The organism is Comamonas sp. CMM03, assembly GCF_019218715.1.
Lineage (GTDB): Bacteria > Pseudomonadota > Gammaproteobacteria > Burkholderiales > Burkholderiaceae_C > Comamonas > Comamonas terrigena.
Genome location: NZ_JAHUXB010000006.1, coordinates 47,130 through 66,107, shown reverse-complemented (window position 1 = coordinate 66,107; position 18,978 = coordinate 47,130). Strand labels below are relative to the sequence as shown.

Here is an 18,978-nt window from a genome sequence, read left to right as displayed (position 1 = left end):
CTAGCTGCTTCATTTGACACTCCCCAAAGTTCGCATCACGGCCAGAAAGCCGGGGCCGGCGGTGATCACCATCAACGCCGGCAACAGGGTCAGGACCATCACCGCCGTCATCTTGACCGTGACCTTGCCGATGGCCTCCTTCATGCGCATGCGCCGCTGCTCACGCAGGCGCTGGCCGAACTGGCGCAAGGGTTCCTGCACCGCCCCACCGTGCTGGTCGATCTGCACCAGCAACGCCGTCAGATCGGCCAGGCTGTCGCTGTGGAACATCTCGGACAGCCGGGAAAAAGCCTGGTCGCGGGAACGCCCGCCGGCATACAGCCGGTTGGCCAGCTGCAGCTCACGCGACAGCACCGGCAGCACCTGGCCAAAATCCTGCGCAATCAGCTGCAGGCTCTGGTCGATGCCCTGTCCGCTGCCCTGCAGCAGGGACAGCAGATCGACCAGCACCGGCAACTCCGCCTCCACGCTGCGCCGCCGCCGCTGGGCATAACGGCGCAGCACCCACTTGGGCAGCAGATAGCCCAGGGCCAGCGCGGCAAACAGGTACAGCAAGGACAGCCGGGCCATGAAGGCTGGCGCCCACAAGGCCAGCAGCAGTGGCAGAAAAGCCATCAGGGCCAGGCGTGCCAGCACCAGGTAGACCACACCCAGGCTGTTGCCAAAGCCGCATTGCGCCAGCAAGGTCCGATCTTCCTGCGCCACCACCTGCTGCCCGGCGGGCGAGGCCAGCCATGCCCGCAGGCGCTGGCTTTGGCGCTGCAGCCACTGGCGCGGGCGCAAGGCTGTGCGGCTGCGGGGTGTGGGCCCCACCGGCTGGCGCCGCTGCAGCACCGCGTCCACATGGCGGTGCCGCTGCGCCCGCTGCCGGGCCAGCCGCCACAGCCACCACCCGAGCACCAGCAGCGGCAACAATATCAGCGCTGCCAGCACACTTCCTTCCCCAGGCAGATAGCGGTCCATGCGCCCTCCTCATTCCAGCTGGGCCAGGCGGTACAGCATGCACACCCCGACCACCTGCAGACCGGCTGCCGCATACAGCAGCTGGCGGCCTCCCCCGTCGTTCCACAGCTGCATGAAGTAATCCGCATTGGTGATGATGATGGCGCCCCCCACCAGCAGAGGCAGCAGGCTCAGCACCCAGGCAGACAAGCGCACCTCGGCCGAAAGGGCAAACAGCTCCTGCCGAGCCTGCTGCTGGTCGCGCAAGAAATGCGCCACCCGCTCCAGCAGGCTGTCGACCCGCCCGCCGAACCGGCCGCCGACCTGCAGGATGGCCGCCAGCAGCGAGAAGGCTTCCAGCCCCCAATGGCGGCTGGCGGTGGCCAGGGCCTGGTCCACCGGCATGCCGGCCTTGGCAAAGGCCGCAGCCTGGTTCAAGGTGGCCAGCAAAGGCGGCTTGGCCGCTGCCGAGGCCAGCAAAAAGGCCGACGGGGTGGCATGCCCCAGCACCACCATGCGCACCATGCCGTCGATGAACGCCGGCAACTGCTGCTGCACCTGCTGGCGCAGCCGCTGCCAGCGCCGCCAGGCCAGCAGCAGGGCCACGCCCATCAGCAGGCACCAGAGCAGCAACGCCGCGCGCTCCCAGCCCAGCACCGCCAGCGGCAGCGCCAACACCACAGGCACCGACAAGCCGCCCCACAGCCAGCGCCAGCTGACCGCATGCCGCAGCCAGGGAGGCCCCCAGGACAGCCCTGTCGCCACCTCCTCACCGCCCACCGGGCCCAGCAGCACCGCCGTCCCTTCGCGCTGCTCCAGCACGGTCTGCAGGTGCCGGGCCATCTGCTGCTGCAGGCGCTGGTGCGCTTCATAGCCCCACAATGCCACGCCCAGCCCGGCCAGCAGGCAGGCCACACTCAGAATGGCCCAGCCGCTCACAGCGGCCACCCCCCGCCATCGGCCATGCCCCGTGCGGCGTTGCCGGCCTTCCAGGCGGCCAGCTTCGGTGTCTGCGGCGGCACTCCCAGGCTGTGCCAGCTGTCGACCTGCCCGCCCTGGGACTCGTGGCGGTACAGCTCCTGCAGCGCCACCGTGTCGTCCACCATGCCCACCACCTCCGTGATGGACAGCAGCCGGCGCTTGCCGTTGGGCAGGCGGCCGATCTGCACGATGAAATCCAGGGCCGACACCATCTGCCTGCGCAGGCTCAGCTCGCTGCCGGCAAAGCCGGCAAACCCCGCCAGCATCTCCAGCCGGTACAGGCATTCGCGCGGCGAGCTGGCATGGATGGTGGCCATGGAGCCGTCATGGCCGGTGTTCATGGCCTGCAGCATCTCCAGCACCTCGGCGCCGCGCACTTCACCGACGATGATGCGGTCGGGCCGCATGCGCAGGCTGTTGCGCAGCAGATCGCGCGTGGACACGGTCCCCTGCCCGTCCAGTCCGGCAGGCCGGCTCTCCATGCGTACCACATGCGGATGGTGCAGCGACAGCTCGGCCGCATCCTCGATGGTCACCACCCGCTCGCTCTCCGGGATGAACACCGCCATGGCGTTGAGCAACGAAGTCTTGCCGGAGCTGGTGCCACCGCTGATCAGGATGTTGCAGCGCTCGCGCACGGCGTGGTGCAGCAGGCTGGACATGGCCGCATCCAGGCTGCCCATGCGCACCAGATCGTCCATGCCCCAGGCCTCCTGCCGGAACTTGCGGATGGAGACCAGCGGGCCATCCAGCGCCAGCGGCGGAATGACGGCATTCAGGCGCCCGCCGCCCGGCAGGCGGGCATCCACCATGGGCGACGATTCGTCCAGACGCCGCCCCAGGGGGGCCAGCACGCGCTGCACAATGCGCAGCAGATGCTGGTCGTCACTGAAGGCCAGGGCCTGTTTGTGCAGCACCCCCCGGCGCGATATGAACACGTTCTGGTAGCCGTTGATCAGGATGTCTTCGACATCCTGGTCCTGCATCAGATCGTCCAGCGGACCCAGGCCATTGATTTCCTTGAGCAGGTCGCGCGCAATCTGCTGGGCTTCGCTGGTATTGATGGGAACGCGCCGCAGTTGCACAAAGCGGTCGATCTCCCGCGCCACGAATTTCTGCACCCGCGCCTCGTCCCAGTGCGAGAACTCCGATCCGACTTCCTCTATCCGCGCCAGCAGGTGTTCATGGGCCTGCAGGCGAATGGCCAGGTATTCGCGCGACGCCGCAAACCCGCCGGCCGCATCGCTGTAAATCATCTGCATCATGGTGTGCGCCCTCCTACCCGCTGCAGCCATGTCTGACAGCGCTGCAGCAGCCCCTGCGGCCGGGGCGCGGCGGCCACGCCGTCGGCCTGCAACGATGCAGCCATCTGCCGCACCTGCACGCAATAGGGGTCGGCCGCATCGGCTTCGGACAGCAACTGCCCCTGGCTGCTGGCCTGCAGCATGGCCAGGTCGCGCTGCGGCAGCACATGGCGCAAGGGGTGTGCCACCCGCCGGGCAATTTCCTCGGGCGCCATGCCGGCACCGCGCAGCGCGCGGTTGATCACCACGCCATCGCACATCGGCGCCCCCTCCGGCTTGGACGGCAGGGTGCTGAGCATTTCCGTCAGGGACACAATCCCCCCCACCGACTGGTCGCACACCGCCCAGACATGGTCGGCCTCGCGGGCCACGGCCTGCACCATCTCGTGGGCGGGCAAGCCCCCCAGGTCAATCACCTGCCAGGCAAAAAACGCGCGCAGACGCTGCACCATTGCCGACATGGAGCGCGGCTCCACATCCCGCATGATCTGGGGCTGTGCCGGCCACGGCAGCACCATCGGGCCACAACGGTGGCGCGGCAAGGCGGCCGCCAACAGGGCCGGGTCCAGCCGGTGCATGCTTTGAATCGCATCGACCATGTGAAAGCTGCTTTGCAAGCCCAGGTGCATCAGCCCGTCGCGCAGCGGAAAGCCCAGGTCCAGCAAGCCCACCAACGCACTGCTTTTTGCTGTCGCCGGACCAGCCGCCCTCATGGTCTGCGCCAGGGCCGCCGACAGGTGTGCCGCCAGGGTGCTCACCCCCATCCCGGGCCGGCCCCCCAGCAGCGCAATGGTTTTTCCCAGCTGCTGCCCTGCGGCCGCCTTACTGCCCAGCACATGCGCGCTGCCGCGCATGCTCAAGGACCAGAAGGGCTTGAGCTGCTCCTCCACGGACCCCGCCATGTCCAGGAAGTCCTGCGCCCCGCCCCGCAGTGCCGCCAAAGGCACCTTGGGGGTGTTGGCATAGCCCATGCCCAGCACGGACAGCTTGGGCTGGTGTTCCCGCAGCCACTGGGCCAGCTTGACCGGCCCCTCCAGGTCCTGGCGGGCATCGAACTGCACCACCACCATCACCACCTGGGGGGTCAGTGCGGCCTTCATCGCCTCGGGATGGGGCGCGCAGTGCAGCACCTGCATGGCATTGCCGATGCGCGCCTGCAGCCAGGCCGCATCCTCCGCCGAATCCCCCACCTGCAGCACACACACCGGCGCATCCTGGACGGGCGGTGGCTCCAGCAGAGAAGGGGTCGTGACATCTGCAAAGTTCATGGCCCCTCCCTATTCCGAAAAGCCCGGCAGGGCGTCGCTGCTGCCGCTGGGGCCGACATAGCTGCCCCAGAAGCGGCGGCCCCCGGGGCCATCGCTGCCGGCCCCCGGCAGTTGCCCCTCCTGCAACTGCCCCTGGGCAAACGGCCGCACCAGGCGCGGGGTGACGACGATCACCAGTTCCCGCTCCTTGCGGCTGAATTCCTGGCGCTTGAACAAGGTGCCCAGCACCGGAATCTGGCTGAGCAGCGGCACCCGGTTGACGGACGACACCGTGGACTGGCTGACCAGCCCGCCAATGACAAAACTCTCGCCATCGCCCAGCTCCACCGTCGTGTCCGCGCGCCGCGTGGTGATGGCGGGCACCGCCACGCTTTGCAGCGTGACCGCATTGGCATAGTCAAGCTCGCTCGATTCCGGCGCCACTTTCAGCACGATGCGCTGGTCATCCAGCACCGTGGGAGATACGGTCAGGCCCACGCCGTAGGGCTTGTATTCGATGCTGACGGAGCCATTGCCCTGGGACAGCGGAATCGGGATTTCACCGCCGGCCAGAAAATTAGCGCTCTGCCCGGACAACGTCACCAGCGACGGCTCGGCCAGCACCCGCGCCATACCGCTGCCTTCGAGCATGCCCAGGTTCACCCCCACACCGGCCTTGCCGAAATCCAGCAGCAGGCCAAACGCCTGGGCAAAAGGCGAGCTGGCATCCGGCGCCAGCAAGCCGGGGGAGCCAAAGGCGGTACTGCCCGTGGCGCCCGCCGACAGCACGCCAAAGCGGAACCCCTGGCTGTTGCTGCGGGTGCTGAACAGATTGATGCCGGCCTGCTGCATGCGGTTCTTGTTGATCTCCACCACCTTCACGTCCACCTGTACCACATGGCTTTTGAGCAGCACCACGCCGGCGTCCTCCTGCGCGGCCTTGTCCCCCGCCATGCGTTGCGCATGGGCTTCCAGGCTGGTGGAACGCACCCCCTCCTGCCCGGAGCGCTGGCGCACCGTCAGCACATAGTGGCGCGCCGCGCCGGTACCTTGCGGCCACACCATCAGCGAGCTCACGCCCGGCTTCAGCGGGGTCAGCACCAACTGGGCGGACCCGCCGGTGGGCCGCGCCCGCTGCACCTGCACGCCCAGCACGGTGTCATCGCCCACCGCCAGGCGGCGCACCCCCTCGGGCACCTCCAGCAGCTGCTGCACCCCCACCTGCAGGCTTTTTTCCAGCATCGACGGCGCTGCCTGCCCCTGGGACTGCGCCACCGCCAACGGCACGGCACCACACGCCACCGTCACCAGCCCCCCCACTGCCCGGCGCCACCACCAGGACGGATTGGCGGGTGTTGCGCGATATGAACTCATGGCACCTCACTCAGTAATGCACGGTTTCGGACCGGTTCCCCCGTAAGACTTCGACCGCCAGACCCGTTGCGCGCGGTGGCGATCCCTCCCCCCCGGGCCTGCGCGCCGCTGGCGGCAGGCCATGGTGTGCGGTCAGCAGTGACGCGGTCTGCGACGGCGGCAGTGCGCGCCCGGGCGCGGTGCGGGCCAGTTGCTCCAGCACCACCACTTCGGTGCTCGGTACGGCCGCGCGGGATGGCGCATCCTCCCTGTCCAGCGGATTGCGCAAGGCCAGCAGCACCTGCCCCTGGCGCTCCGCCAGCAGCAAGGCATTCACTTCCTGCGCCTGCACCGCCAGCACGGCGGTACGCGGCGGCTGCCCGGTGCGTGCGGCCTCATCGGCGCTGTCCTTGCCGGCAGCGCCCTCCATCTGGCTGCCATAGGCCAGCACCCGCTTGCGGGCCAACAGCTGCCGGGCCTGGGTGGCGTCCACTTCCTGGCTGTCCTTGCGCAGCACCACCAGTACATCCACCCAGTCGCCCGGGGCCAGCTTGTGCCCCACGGCGGAGGACTCATCCACCTTGATGGCCACGGCGCGCTCGCCGGCTTGCAGCCCGGCGGCGATACCCCCCAGCAGCCGGGAAGCGATCACCGGATCGCCTTCTGCCGCAGGCTGCGCCAGGGTGCGCCCCAGGACGCTGGCCTCCAGCGCCACCGCGCCGGGCGGCAGCATGGCCACCGGCTGCAGGCGCACATCCTCGGCCTGCAGCAGATGGCCGGCAGGCAAGGCCTTGCTGGCCACCACCATGCTGACCGTGGGAGCGACCGTGCCCGGCGTTGGAGCAACCGGCGCCCTGGCCGGACCCGAGACCAGAAAGGCCATCCACGCCAGCCCGCCTCCCAGGACCACCAGGGCCAGCGCGACGAATTTGAAGCCTTTGTGCATGTGCCTCCCGTTCAGTAGCTGAGCGCAATCTGCGTCACCGCCATCCCGGTGAGACGCTGGGGTGTGGGCAGCAGCGGCAGGCGCGGCAGGATGGGGGTGGCCGCATAGTCATAGTTCAGCGACACCGACAGACAGCGCACCCGGCTGGCCAATGCCGCCGGAATCTGGCACTGCACGGCGGTCACCAGCTGCGTCTGGCAGGCAATGGCACGTCCGCTGACCTGTTCCAGCCAGCGTACGCCCTGCTTGGCCATGGTGCAGGCCGCGGTCGTGCGGGAGGCTTCGGCATCGTTCAGGCTGTCAAAGCGCAAGGCCGCGCGCGCGCCTTCTGCCGCAGACTGGGCCAGCGAATGCTGCGCAGCAAAGATCAGCCCATAGGACAGCAGGCCATACATCATCAGAAACAGCACGGGAAACACCAATGCCAGCTCCAGCGCAGCCACCCCGCGTTGCCTGTTCGGGTTCCGGTGGGAGGCGGGCAACTGGGGCATCGGGTGTTGGCTCCTTGTGCAGTTCAGCGGCGCAGCCACCAGATGGCCACTGCGGCCAGGCTCAGCGCCATGCCGTAGGGCACCTGCCGCAGGGGCGGCATACGGGGCCCGGTACGGGGAGCGGCAAGCTGTGCCGCGCCGGACCGCACCCACACCAGGCCCAGGCCCCAGACCACCGCCAGCAGCACGCTGATCAACCAGGCTTCGCCGGCGTGGGCAGCGCCCAGCCACATGCCAATGGCCGCGGCCAGCTTCACATCCCCGGCCCCCATCCAGCGCAGCAGATAGAACGGCAGCAGCGCCAGCAAGGCCAGTGTCATGCCCAGCAGGGCCTGCCCCAGGTCCAGGCCAAAGGGCGACACTTCCAGCACGGCCGCCGCAGCACCCAACGCCGCCAGCAGCAGCACATCCCGGTTGGCAATGCGGCGCCAGCGCACATCGCACCACGCCACATGCGCCAGCACGGCGGCCGCCAGCCCCTGCAGCGCGATGGCGCCGAGCATGGTCTGCCTCAGGGGGTAGCAGGCGCGGAGGCGGTCGTAATGGCCGTGCTGATGCTTTGAAACACGCCTCTGATGTCGGTGCCCAGGGCCGTCAGGGCAGCGACGATGACCACCGCAATCAGGCCAGCGATCAGGCCATATTCAATGGCGGTGGCACCTTCTTCATCGCGCCAGAAGCGCAGCAGAGCTTTTTGCATGGCAACTCTCCTCTCAGCAGGCTGACATGCCCGCCATGAGGAAAGTCTAATGACGCCATACCTGGAGAATCCCCGTCCGTCCGACCCACTGTCGGATCGCGGCGAGCGGTGAACGGGGAAACAAGTCAGCCAAACTTTTCACAATGATTTACACAGACCAAGCTTCATCTAACTTCAAGGATTTGCAGATGTGACGGCGGCAATCCATTGATTACCACCACCACGCTGACGCCATCTATCTCCAGCGACGCACGCCGCAGTCAGAGCAGTCCTACAAACAAGACCACCCTATAAAAATGGGTACCTCGTCTCCCCCTTTCTGCTACGCCTGTGCCGCTTGACCGGCGCGGCGGCGCCCGCCCCGCGTAGGGTGATGCCTTCAGCCCTGCACCCGGTCCATCAGCCGCTGGCTGGCGGCATCCAGCCCCTGTACCTGTACCGTGCACCCGTGCTGGCGCAGGCGCTCGACCACCTTGTCCAGCGCCCCCACGGCGGTGATGTCCCAGAAATGCGCCCCGCTGACGTCGATGCGCACCACCCGGCCGGCGGCGGCACGCACATCGAACGCTTCCACCAGCGCATCGGCCGAGGCAAAGAACACCTGACCGCGCACCGTCCATTCCAGCGCACCATCGACCGCCTCGCGCAGCGTCACCTGCATCATGTGCGAGACCTTGAACGCAAAGAACACGCCCGACAGCAGCACCCCGGCCAGCACGCCGGCCGCCAGGTTGTGGGTGGCGACGGTGATGGCCACGGTGGCCACCATCACGCCGCTGGACAGGCGCGGGTAGCGCAGCAGATTGCGCAGCGAGCCCCAGTCGAACGTCGACGCCGACACCATGACCATGATGGCCACCAGGGCCACCACCGGCACGCGCGACACCCAATCCTTGAGGGCCACCATCAGGATCAGCAGAAACACCCCGGCAAACAGCGTGGACAGTCGGCCCCGGCCGCCGTATTTCACATTGCCCACGGCCTGACCGATCATGCCGCAGCCGGCAATGCCGCCGAACACGCTGGACGCCATATTGGCCAGGCCCAGCCCGGTGCATTCCCGGTTCTTGTCGCTGGGGGTGCCGGTCAGCTCGTCGACCACGGCCGCCGTCAGCACCGACTCCAGCAGACCCACCATGGCAATCGCCAGCGCCGGCAGGGCGATGATACGCAGCGTCTGCAGATCGAACGGAACGGCGGGCAGGCCGAACGCCGGCAAGGCCTGCGGCAACTGGCCCAAGTCGGCCACGGTGTGCAACGGCAGCCCCATGGCGCTGGCGATCACCGTGGACAGCACCACGCACACCAGCGGCGGTGGAATGGCCACCAGCAGCTTCAGCCCGGTGCGCTGCGCGATCCACGGCAGGCCGTAGATCAGGGCCAGCCCCAGGCCCAGCATGGCCCAGGTGGGCAGGTTGGCCCCCTTCAGATGGGGCAGCTGGGCCGCAAAAATCATGATCGCCAGCGCATTCACAAAGCCGGTGCGCACCGAGCTGCTGACAAAGCGCATCAGCATGCCCATGCGGCACAGACCGAATGCGACCTGCATCAGCCCCGCCAGCAGGCCGGCGGCCAGCAGGTACTGCAGGCCGTGCGACGCCACCAGCGGCGCCACCACCAGCGCCACCGAGCCCGCCGCCGCCGACACCATGGCCGGCCGCCCGCCGAAAAAGGCGATGACGATGCTGATGACGAAGGACGCAAACAGCCCCACCGACGGATCCACCCCCGCCACAAAGGAGAAGGCAATCACCTCCGGAATCAGTGCGAACGTGGCGACGGCACCGGCCAGCAGTTCACGGGGAATGCTGGGGGCCCATTCGGCACGCCAGCGCATCAAGGTGGAAGGGTTCATGGAGAGCACAAAACACCCGGCATCTGCGGGCTCTGGTGCGCGATGGTACGCAGCCTGGGGCAAGTCTGCAGCCGCCGGGCTGTGCACCGTGTGCGCCGCCAGGGCGCACCCGAACCTTTTTACTCCGCATCCACCCGCTGTTGCGGGCGTGCCGCGGGCAACTCCAACTCCATCGGTGCCGGCGCCAGCATGGGCGAGGCGACCGGCGCGGGGAACAGCAGCTCCACCGTCTGCGCCACGCTCTGCTGCCAGTCGGTGCGCGGCTCCTGGCCGATCAGCGCCAGCAGGCGGCGGTTGTCCAGGCGGTGCGGGGTACGCCAGACATATTCCATCGAGCCCAGCGCGCGCATACGGGGGGAAAAACAGCCCAGCAGTTTCCACAGCGGCCACTGCACATGGCCGGAGCGCAGATCGGCGGCGCCGGTCACCCAGCCCCGCTGCTGGGCGATCTGTCCCAGGGCCTGCCACCAGTCCTGGCCTTGGCGCTGCTGGCCGGCAAAGTGCAGCCGGACCCAGCTGCCCAGCCGGTGGCGTTGGCTGGCCACACGCTCCAGGGTCTGGGCCAGGTCGTGCACATAGACCCAGGGCGTGGCCACGTCATACGGCCCCAGCCAGGCCATGCGCCCGCGCGGCAGCTGGCCGGCCACCGAATCACGGATCCAGCCATCGCCCGCATGGCCGTAGTAGGCCCCGGCACGCAGGGTGCAGACCGACAGGCCGGTTTCCGCCGCCATGCGCAGCTGCAGCTCGGTCTGGGCACGCACCTCGGCCAGGTAGGAGCCCAGCATCGCCGCATGCGGCAGGGCATCGTCCTCGCGCAGCACCTCGGGCAGCTGGCGCCCGTAGGCCAGGATGGACAGCGGCACCAGCAGCAGGGCGTTGCAGCGCCGGGCGACGGCAATGCTGGAGCGGGTGAGCTGCTCCAGCTCGCGGGCCCAGGCCCAGGAGGAAAACCCCGTGGCCATGGCATGCACCACCACGTGCACTCCACCATGGCTGGCCAGCAGCTGGTCCCAGCCGGCCGTGTCGGTCAGCGGGGTGTCGACCCAGCGCACCTCGCCCGCCACCGGCGGCGCTTCGCACGGGTGCTGCACCAACCCGCTGCCGGGACACACATGGGCCAGCACGCGCCAGCCCGCCTGGGCAAATGCCTGGACACAGGCATAACCCAGACGCCCGTGTGCGCCCAGCACCAGCACGGTACACAGGGTGCGGGAGGCCAGCAGGGTGGGGGCAGCGCCATGGGGCTGTTCGGAGGGCAGCAGCCCTTGCCAGGGCCAGGTCTGCGCGGGCACGGAAGTCGCAACGGTCATCTAGGCAGGTAGGCAGATGGACCCGGACGGCGCCGTGGCGCGCCCGCAGATCATGCAGACCGCCTCGATTCACCCCGATGCGGGCGGCAAAGCGCGCGGCCCTGGGGACCGGACAGGAATCTGCCGATTATCCGGCGCGCCCAGCTACGTAATAACACGTACATCGCCACCACATGCCCCTGCACGCTGCCCAGAAAAAAAGGAACCCGCGTCCTGCAGGTTCCTTTTTCTGGTGCGATGGCCTTGCGGCCGCCGCAGTGTCCGTGCCGGCTCAGGCGCCGCAGCACTTCTTGAACTTCTTGCCACTGCCGCAGCTGCAAGGGTCGTTGCGGCCGGGCTCGTCGCCCTTGACCACGGCGGTCACGCGCGGGCCCATGCTGCGCCACAGCTGGCGCAGGTCGTACACAGCCCAGACGGCTTCGCCGAAGGCGTCGACGCGCTCCTGGCTGGTCGATACCGGGCCGGTTTCCTCGTACAGGTTCAGTGCCGGCTCGTCGGTGTCGTCTTCGGTCAGGTTGACGATGAATTCCATGGCCGCATCCAGCCACTGGGCGGCTTCCTTGTCGCGGGGAGCGGCCCATTCCTCGGCCCAGTTCTCCACCACGAACATGAAGCCCAGGGCCCACACCTGGGCGAAGGACGGCACTTCCTCGTCTTCGATCTCGGCGCGCTCGGCTTCGGGCAGCACCAGGATGGCGCCGCGCGTGTCCAGCACTTCGGGCTGGAAGGCTTCGTCATCGGCCAGGGACTTCACTTCGGTGTCCAGCTGGACACGGATTTCGTGGATGCGGCGCTGGGCCAGTTCCAGAAAGCGGGCCTGCTGCTCGGCACTGGCAAACACCTCCAGCTGGGGCAGGGGCTGGCCATCGGGCACTTGCAGGTCTTCACCGTCGCCCAGCAGCATGGGCAGCCATTCGCCCACGGAGATGGGGCGGCGCGTGCAGACCACGGCGGTCAGGAAGCCGTCGCAGAACTCCCACTGCGGCACTTCTTCCGAACGCTCGCGCAGGCTGTCCAGCAGCTCGTCCAGTTCCTGCAGGTCTTCGTTGCTCAGAGCGGGTTGTGCCGTAGCTTCGGCGGGTGTGGTGTTTTCCATGGTGCGATCCTGCGCGTCAAAGGCTTCTATGATGGCCCGGCAGCCAGTTGCCGCAGAGGTGCGGGGCTGCGCCGGGCGGGGCCGTTGGCGCATGCCGCGCCAGCCAATGGGCGGCAGTGTAGCCCGCCCCCCATGTCCGTGCACCGTACACAGGAGTTGCCCATGGTTGCTGCCGCCACCCGCTCCGGCGGGCTGTTTCCCATCCGTTACACCGCGCTGGTGCTGTGCGCCCTGGGCGGCGCGCTGTGCCTGGCGGCTGCGCTGCTGTGGCAGCGCTGGTGGTGGTGGCTGGCCGCCGCCCTGCTGCTGGCCCTGGCCCTGGTGGGCTGGTTCGACCTGCGCCAGACCCGCCACGCCATCCTGCGCAACTATCCCATCATCGGCCACCTGCGCTTTCTGTTCGAGTCGATCCGGCCCGAGATGCGGCAGTACTTCATCGAGTCGGACAACGAGAACCTGCCCTTCTCCCGCGCCCAGCGCTCCCTGGTCTACCAGCGCAGCAAGGGCCAGCCCGACAGCCGCCCCTTTGGCACCCAGCTGGATGTCAGCGCCAACGGCTACGAATGGGTGAACCATTCGCTGCAGCCCAGCACGCTGGCCTCGCACGACTTCCGCACCTGGATCGGCGGCGTCCCCGGCCAGCCACACGAGGGCGTGGCGCCCTGCACCCAGCCCTACCAGGCCAGCGTGTTCAACATCTCGGCCATGAGCTTTGGTGCGCTGTCGGCCAATGCCATCCTGGCGCTGAACCAGGGCGCCCGCACCGGCGGCTTCGCCCACGACACCGGCGAAGGCTCCATCAGCCAGCACCACCGCGTGCATGGCGGCGATCTGATCTGGGAAATCGGCTCCGGCTACTTCGGCTGCCGCAACGCCGACGGCAGCTTCAGCGCGGAACGCTTTACCGCCAATGCGCTGGATCCGCAGGTCAAGATGATCGAGCTCAAGCTCAGCCAGGGCGCCAAGCCCGGCCATGGCGGCATGCTGCTGGGCGCCAAGGTCACGGCGGAAATTGCGGCTGCCCGGGGCGTGCCGGAGGGAGAAGACTGCATTTCGCCGTCCAGCCACAGCGCCTTCACCACCCCACTCGAGATGCTGCAGTTCATCGCCAGGCTGCGCCAGCTCTCCGGCGGCAAGCCCGTGGGCTTCAAGTTCTGCGTGGGCCATCCCTGGGAATGGTTTGCCATCGTCAAGGCCATGCAGCAGACCGACATCACGCCCGACTTCATCGTGGTGGACGGTGCCGAAGGGGGCACCGGCGCAGCGCCGGTGGAATTCACCGACCATGTGGGCGTGCCGCTGCAGGAAGGCCTGCTGCTGGTGCACAACACCCTGGTCGGCGTGAACCTGCGCCACCGCATCCGGCTGGGTGCCGCCGGCAAGGTGATCACCGCCTTCGACATCGCGCGCATGATGTCGCTGGGTGCCGACTGGTGCAACTGCGGGCGCGGCTTCATGATGGCCCTGGGCTGCATCCAGGCCCAGACCTGCCATACCGGCCGCTGCCCCACCGGCGTCACCACCCAGGACGCCCGGCGCCAGCAGGCCCTGGTGGTACCCGACAAGGCCACGCGCGTGGCCAACTACCACCGCCAGACCCTGCACGCGCTGATGGAGCTGGTGCAGGCCGCCGGTCTGCAGCATCCGCGCGATTTCACGCCCCACCACATCGTGCGCCGCACCGGCGACAGCCAGGTGCACCTGCTGTCGAATGTGGTGCTGCATGTGCAGCCCGGCGCCCTGCTGGGGCCGCTGGATGGACAGCACAATGTGTTCCAGATCTACTGGCCGCGCGCCTGTGCGGAGAGCTTTCACATCGCCCCGCCGCCGATGACGCCTTCGGCCGAGCGCCCGCAGAACGTGCCCCAGGCCTGAGCGCCGCCACGGCTCCGGCCGGCCAGGGCGACGTAAGGCGCCGCAAAAACGGCACAATCCGCTGTCCGCACACCGGCCTGACCCCGGTGGGCCCTGTGCCCTTGTCTCCCTTTCGATCGCTGCCCGTGCCCGCTACCGACCTGCCCGTCCCCACCCTGGATTACGCCGCCTTTCTGCAGCAGCATGTGCTCCTCCAGCCGCACAGCGTGGTGCGCTATGTGCAGCCCACGGAAACGCTGTGGCTCAAGCGCGTGGGCCGTAGTAATGCCGCCTGGCGCTACCGCTTCCTGGGGGCCGTGGCGCGCGGCCTGCGCGTGCCGGTGCTCACCCCCGTTCCCAACCCGGGCGGGCGCGTGGCGATTGCCACCGAGGTGGCCCGCCTGCGCGATCTGGCGGCCCGCGGCCTGCGCGTGCCCGAGGTGCTGGCCGCCTGCGAAGACGGCTTTCTGATGCGCCACCTGGGCGCCCCCGGCGAGAACACACCCAGCCTGGGCAACGAGATGGAACAGGCCGTGCCGCGTGGCAGCGCCACCGTGCTGGCACTGTGGAAGCAGGGGCTGCAATCGCTCACCAAGGTCCACCGGGCCGGCACCTGCCTGAGCCAGGCCTTTGCCCGCAACCTGGTGCGCTGCCCGGATGGCGTGATCGGCTACATCGACTTTGAAGACGACCCCGCCACCGCCCTGCCGCTGCCGCTGTGCCATGCGCGGGATGCGCTGTGCTTTGCCCATTCCACGGCCTGGATCCTGCACGCTGCCGACGCCCTGCCCGCCGCCCGCACCCAGTGGCAGGCCTGGGTGCAGACGCTGACTCCCGCCGCCCAGCAGGCCCTGCGCGACAGCGTGGCCCGCATGGCCTGGGCCGGCCGCTTCCCCGAAAGCCGCAAATGGGGTCGCGACGCACAGCGCATCCGCATGGCCTGGGAACTGCTGCGGCCCTGACACCCGCGTTGCGCCCGCCGCACAGAGGGATGTCGGGGCGCATGGGCTGCGCGATACTGGGTGCCGGAGCACCATGCGCAACCTGATCCACCTCACCAACCGCCACCGCACCCCCGGCACCAACCTCACCCTCGGCCTGGTGCTGGCGTTCACGGCCGGCGCCATCAACGCGGGCGGCTTTCTGGTGCTGCACATGTACACCTCGCACATGACGGGCTTTGCCTCCCAGCTGGCCGATGCCCTGGTACTGGACAACCACCGGCTGCTGCTGAACGCGCTGGGCGCCATCCTGGCCTTCATGGCCGGGGCCGCCACCTGCGCCGTGCTGGTGAACTGGAGCCGCCAGCGCCATCTGCACAGCGTCTATGCCCTGCCGCTGATGCTGGAGGCGCTGCTGCTGTTCCCCTTCGGCCTGATGGGCGCCGCCACCCTGCGCTGGAACACCCCGTTCGCCGTACCGCTGACGGTGCTGCTGCTGTCCTTCATGATGGGACTGCAGAACGCCGTCGGCTCGAAGACCTCCGGCGGCAGCATGCGCACCACGCACATGACCGGCAACATCACCGACCTGGGCATGGAACTGGGCAAGCTGCTGCTGTGGCAGCGCAGGGCCAGCGCCAGCGCGCAGCCCGTGCCCCACCACTGGCCGCGAATGAAAGCCTCTGCGGGGCTGCTGGCGATGTTTGTGCTGGGCGGCATGGCCGGGGCACTGGGTTTTCAGCACCTGGGCTTTGTCTGCGTGGTGCCGCTGGCGGCCTTGCTGCTGGCCCTGGCCGTGCCTCCGCTGCTGCGCGATCTGCCGCGCTCCCGGCAGCGGCACGGCCCGCGCTAGCCGCACGCGCGGCCGTGCGCACCGCAGGTGGCGGCTCAGCAACAAGCCGGACCGTGCCACAGGAAGTGCAGTGAGCGCGGTGGCAGACCGCGCCGGCACAGGTGATACACCACCCCAGCCCGACGCAGACGCGCCAACACCCAAGGGTTAACCCCAATCTCCATACTTTCCTATAGTTCTAACAATAGAACTATGAAACCAAAGAAACTCACGCCGGACTGGTCGATCGGCAAGCAGCCCCTGTACCTGCAGCTGGCCACCATCTTCCGCCGCCGCGTGGAAACCGGCCTGTGGCCGCGTGGCGAACAGACGCCGACGCTGGAAATGCTGATGCGCGAATTCGGTGTGGGCCGCGTCACCGTGCGCAGTGCGCTGGCGGAGCTCGAAAGCGAAGGCCTGCTGGTGCGCTCCCGCGGCAAGGGCACGTTCATCCAGGACCTGCCCGCCAATGCGCCGCAGAAATTCGTCGTGGGCACCACCTGGGAAGAACTGGTGGCGCGCGGCAATCTGAATGCCTTGACGGTGTCGCTCAACACCGCCAGAGAAGCAGCCTGGCCGCTGCCGGCCTGGTGCGGCACGCAGGCGGGCCAGAACCAGAAATATTATCTGCTGGAGCGCGTGTATTCACGACAAGGTATTCGCGTGTGCTACAGCCGGGTTTTTCTGGAAGCCAGCATTTATCGGCGGCTGAAAACTGAAATCCGCCAGCAGGCCGTCCTCACCGTGCTGGGCAATGACCGCCAGACACACATCCAGTCCGGCAAGCAGAGCATCACCATCATTTCCGCCGGGGATGACACGGCCGCCCATCTGCATATTCCGGTGGGTTCACCGGTGGCAGAAATTACCCGCAGCATTTATGACACGGAGAATAAATTGATTTATTGGGCCTGTGTGCATTATGACAGCCGATATATACGACTGGATTTTGATTTAGTGAAGTAAATCATTCTCCGGCATTAATAAATACATCAAAGGAGACCTTATGCCATTCACGTTCCGTGCCCTCTTGCCTGTGCGCCTGGCCGCCGCCGCCGCCCTGGGACTGGGTCTGACCGCCAGTACGGCGGCCCAGACTGCATCCCCCTACCCCAGCAAGCCGATCTCGCTGATCGTCCCCTATGGCGCCGGGGGCAGCACCGACGCCCTGGCCCGCGCGCTGACCGACCGCATGGGCAAGAAGCTGGGTCAGCCCTTCATTGTGGAGAGCAAGCCGGGGGCGGCCGGCACCCTGGGCGTGACGCAGATGGTGCGCACCCGGCCAGACGGCTACAGCCTGACCTTGGTGCCGCTGTCGGTCTTCCGCCAGCCCTACCTGACCAAGGTGCAGTACGACCCGCTCAAGGACCTGTCGTACATCGCCACGGTGATGAACTACACCTACGCCATTGCCGTGCCCTACAGCGCGCCGTGGAAGAGCATCCAGGAACTGGTGGCCGACGCCAGGAAGTCGCCCGACAAATACTCCTATGCCGGCTCGGCCCAGTACAGCTCCAACCATCTGGCCATGACCGAGCTGGCGCGTGCCGCCCAGCTGCAATGGACCTTTGTGCCCTACAAGGGCGATGCCGAGGCCATCAACGCCCTGCTGGGCGGGCATGTGGACATCATCAGCGCCACCAGCACCATCCTGCCGTTCGTCGAATCCAAGAAAGCGCGCGTGCTGGCCGTGGCCGGTGCCGAGCGCTCGCCGGATTTCCCCGGAGTCCCCACGCTCAAGGAGGCCGGCTATCCCGTGGAAATGGCTTCGCCGCTGGGCATTGCCGGCCCGGCCGGCCTGCCCAGGGACATCGTCGACAAGCTCGACAGCACGGTGCGCGAGGTCATGCAGGACCCCGACTTCATCCAGCAGGCCCGCATGCTGGGCGTCGAGCTGAACTACCGCGGCAGCAAGGCCTACACGGCCTGGGCCGCCGACACCTACGCCAAAGAAAAAACCATCATCACCCGCCTGGCGGGCCAATAACCCTGTGATCTGCTGACAACGCCATGACATCTCTCCCCCCTCTCGCTCCCGCCACCTCTGATCTGCAACTGGGCAGCCAGCCCTTCACGCCCGGCACCAGCCGCGTCACTGTGCTGGGTGCCGGCGTCATGGGCCCCGGCATTGCCCTGGTGTTTGCCGAACACGGCTACCAGGTGGATCTGTGCGAAATCCACGAGGCCGGCCTTGCCAAAGGCATGCAATCGCTGCGCGACGGCCTGGCGCTGAAAGTCAGCGAACAGCTGCTGACGCAGGAGGCCGCCGACGCTGCCCTGGCCCGCGTGCAAGGTCATGTGGGCAGTGACGTGGCCATCGCCCGCGCGGACCTGGTGATCGAAGCCGTGTCCGAGAACAAGGAGGTCAAGCGCCAGGTCTTCGACACCATCGCCCGCATCGGCAAGCCCACGGTCATCACCTGGAGCAACACCTCGTCGCTGGATGTGTTCGCCCTCAGCGACGCCAGCATGCGCGGCCGCCTGGTGGTGGCGCACTGGTTTGCGCCGGCCCAGATCATTCCGCTGGTGGAAGTGGTGGGTTCGGCCCCGCACACCGACACGCTGATGCAGCAGACCTGCGAGGTGCTCCGCGCCGTGGGCAAGACACCGGTGCGCCTGAACAAGATGGTCAACGGCTTTGTCATCAACCGCCTGCAGCGCCTGCTGGGCCGCGAAATCTTCCACCTGCTGGAAAGCGGCGTCATCAGCCCGGAAGACATGGACATCGCCGTGCGCGCCAGCATTGCCCCGCGCATGCAGGTGCTGGGCGTGGTGCAGCGCTACGACTTCACCGGTCTGGGCCTGAGCGTGCGCAATTTCCGCGACCCCGACTTCCAGGACCCGCCGTTCGAGGAAGTGCCCAAGCACCTGCTGGACCGTGTCAACGACGGCCACCTGGGCGTGGCCACCGGCCAGGGCTTCTTCGACTACGGCACCCAGACCATGCTGGAGCTGCAGAACGAACGCGACCGCCACCTCTACCGCGTGATGGAGCGTTTGAGCCATTACGTCGATGGTCCCCGCCCGGTGCGCTGAGCCCCCTGCAGGTGCTGCACCGCCACCGCAGCACCCGCCGCTTTCCCTACTCCGCGCGGGACTGCGCGGTGCCCTCCGCGCCAGTCC

General features: G+C 67.9%; 18 protein-coding genes. 6 read left to right on the top strand and 12 right to left on the bottom strand.

Annotated features, from left to right (window positions below):
* Nucleotides 1–9: 9 nt before the first annotated feature.
* From KW830_RS19135 to KW830_RS19080, 12 genes are all read right to left on the bottom strand, one after another.
* A complete protein-coding gene (locus KW830_RS19135; RefSeq protein ID WP_218334092.1) occupies nt 10–963 on the bottom strand; it encodes a type II secretion system F family protein in 954 nt (317 codons plus the stop codon).
* 9 nt (nt 964–972) lie between these two features.
* The gene (locus KW830_RS21580) at nt 973–1,890 is read right to left on the bottom strand and encodes a type II secretion system F family protein (protein ID WP_218334091.1); all 918 of its coding nucleotides are present in this window, start codon (nt 1,888–1,890) and stop codon (nt 973–975) included.
* A complete protein-coding gene (locus tag KW830_RS19125) occupies nt 1,878–3,188 on the bottom strand; it encodes a CpaF family protein (RefSeq protein WP_066541415.1) in 1,311 nt (436 codons plus the stop codon). Before KW830_RS19125 ends, KW830_RS21580 begins: the two co-directional genes overlap by 13 nt.
* Nucleotides 3,185–4,495: a hypothetical protein gene (locus KW830_RS19120; protein ID WP_218334090.1), complete on the bottom strand. Its 1,311-nt coding sequence runs from the start codon at nt 4,493–4,495 to the stop codon at nt 3,185–3,187. The genes KW830_RS19125 and KW830_RS19120 overlap by 4 nt, the downstream gene beginning before the upstream one ends.
* 9 nt (nt 4,496–4,504) lie before the next feature.
* Nucleotides 4,505–5,848, bottom strand: coding sequence for a type II and III secretion system protein family protein (locus KW830_RS19115; RefSeq protein WP_255578858.1), 1,344 nt, complete (start codon nt 5,846–5,848; stop codon nt 4,505–4,507).
* A 10-nt stretch (nt 5,849–5,858) separates the two neighbouring features.
* A complete protein-coding gene (gene cpaB, locus KW830_RS19110) occupies nt 5,859–6,773 on the bottom strand; it encodes a Flp pilus assembly protein CpaB (protein ID WP_218334089.1) in 915 nt (304 codons plus the stop codon).
* 11 nt (nt 6,774–6,784) lie between these two features.
* Complete coding sequence (locus KW830_RS19105; protein ID WP_218334088.1) at nt 6,785–7,264, bottom strand: TadE/TadG family type IV pilus assembly protein; 480 nt, start codon at nt 7,262–7,264, stop codon at nt 6,785–6,787.
* A 23-nt stretch (nt 7,265–7,287) separates the two neighbouring features.
* Nucleotides 7,288–7,767, bottom strand: a complete 480-nt coding sequence (locus KW830_RS19100) for a prepilin peptidase (RefSeq protein ID WP_218334087.1) — start codon at nt 7,765–7,767, stop codon at nt 7,288–7,290.
* Nucleotides 7,768–7,775: 8 nt separating this feature from the next.
* Entirely contained in the window at nt 7,776–7,964 is a 189-nt protein-coding gene (locus KW830_RS19095) for a Flp family type IVb pilin (RefSeq protein ID WP_066541435.1), read from the bottom strand.
* A gap of 379 nt (nt 7,965–8,343) precedes the next feature.
* A complete protein-coding gene (locus KW830_RS19090; protein WP_066541436.1) occupies nt 8,344–9,819 on the bottom strand; it encodes a SulP family inorganic anion transporter in 1,476 nt (491 codons plus the stop codon).
* Between the two features lie 119 nt (nt 9,820–9,938).
* Nucleotides 9,939–11,132, bottom strand: a complete 1,194-nt coding sequence (locus KW830_RS19085; protein WP_218334086.1) for an NAD-dependent epimerase/dehydratase family protein — start codon at nt 11,130–11,132, stop codon at nt 9,939–9,941.
* A 271-nt stretch (nt 11,133–11,403) separates the two neighbouring features.
* Nucleotides 11,404–12,228, bottom strand: a complete 825-nt coding sequence (locus KW830_RS19080) for a UPF0149 family protein (RefSeq protein WP_218334085.1) — start codon at nt 12,226–12,228, stop codon at nt 11,404–11,406.
* A gap of 162 nt (nt 12,229–12,390) precedes the next feature.
* Here KW830_RS19080 and KW830_RS19075 point away from each other — a divergent pair, with 162 nt between their 5' ends.
* The 6 genes from KW830_RS19075 (at nt 12,391) to KW830_RS19050 (ending at nt 18,891) form a co-directional block, all read left to right on the top strand.
* Complete coding sequence (locus KW830_RS19075; protein ID WP_218334084.1) at nt 12,391–14,103, top strand: FMN-binding glutamate synthase family protein; 1,713 nt, start codon at nt 12,391–12,393, stop codon at nt 14,101–14,103.
* 125 nt (nt 14,104–14,228) lie between these two features.
* On the top strand, nt 14,229–15,044 hold the full coding sequence (locus KW830_RS19070) for a hypothetical protein (RefSeq protein WP_370626158.1): 816 nt from the start codon (nt 14,229–14,231) through the stop codon (nt 15,042–15,044).
* A gap of 73 nt (nt 15,045–15,117) precedes the next feature.
* Entirely contained in the window at nt 15,118–15,876 is a 759-nt protein-coding gene (locus tag KW830_RS19065; RefSeq protein WP_066541443.1) for a YoaK family protein, read from the top strand.
* A gap of 192 nt (nt 15,877–16,068) precedes the next feature.
* Entirely contained in the window at nt 16,069–16,821 is a 753-nt protein-coding gene (locus KW830_RS19060) for a GntR family transcriptional regulator (RefSeq protein ID WP_225608870.1), read from the top strand.
* 40 nt (nt 16,822–16,861) lie between these two features.
* The gene (locus tag KW830_RS19055; protein WP_083520629.1) at nt 16,862–17,842 is read left to right on the top strand and encodes a tripartite tricarboxylate transporter substrate binding protein; all 981 of its coding nucleotides are present in this window, start codon (nt 16,862–16,864) and stop codon (nt 17,840–17,842) included.
* A 23-nt stretch (nt 17,843–17,865) separates the two neighbouring features.
* Nucleotides 17,866–18,891, top strand: coding sequence for a 3-hydroxyacyl-CoA dehydrogenase family protein (locus KW830_RS19050; protein ID WP_218334083.1), 1,026 nt, complete (start codon nt 17,866–17,868; stop codon nt 18,889–18,891).
* Nucleotides 18,892–18,978: the final 87 nt, after the last annotated feature.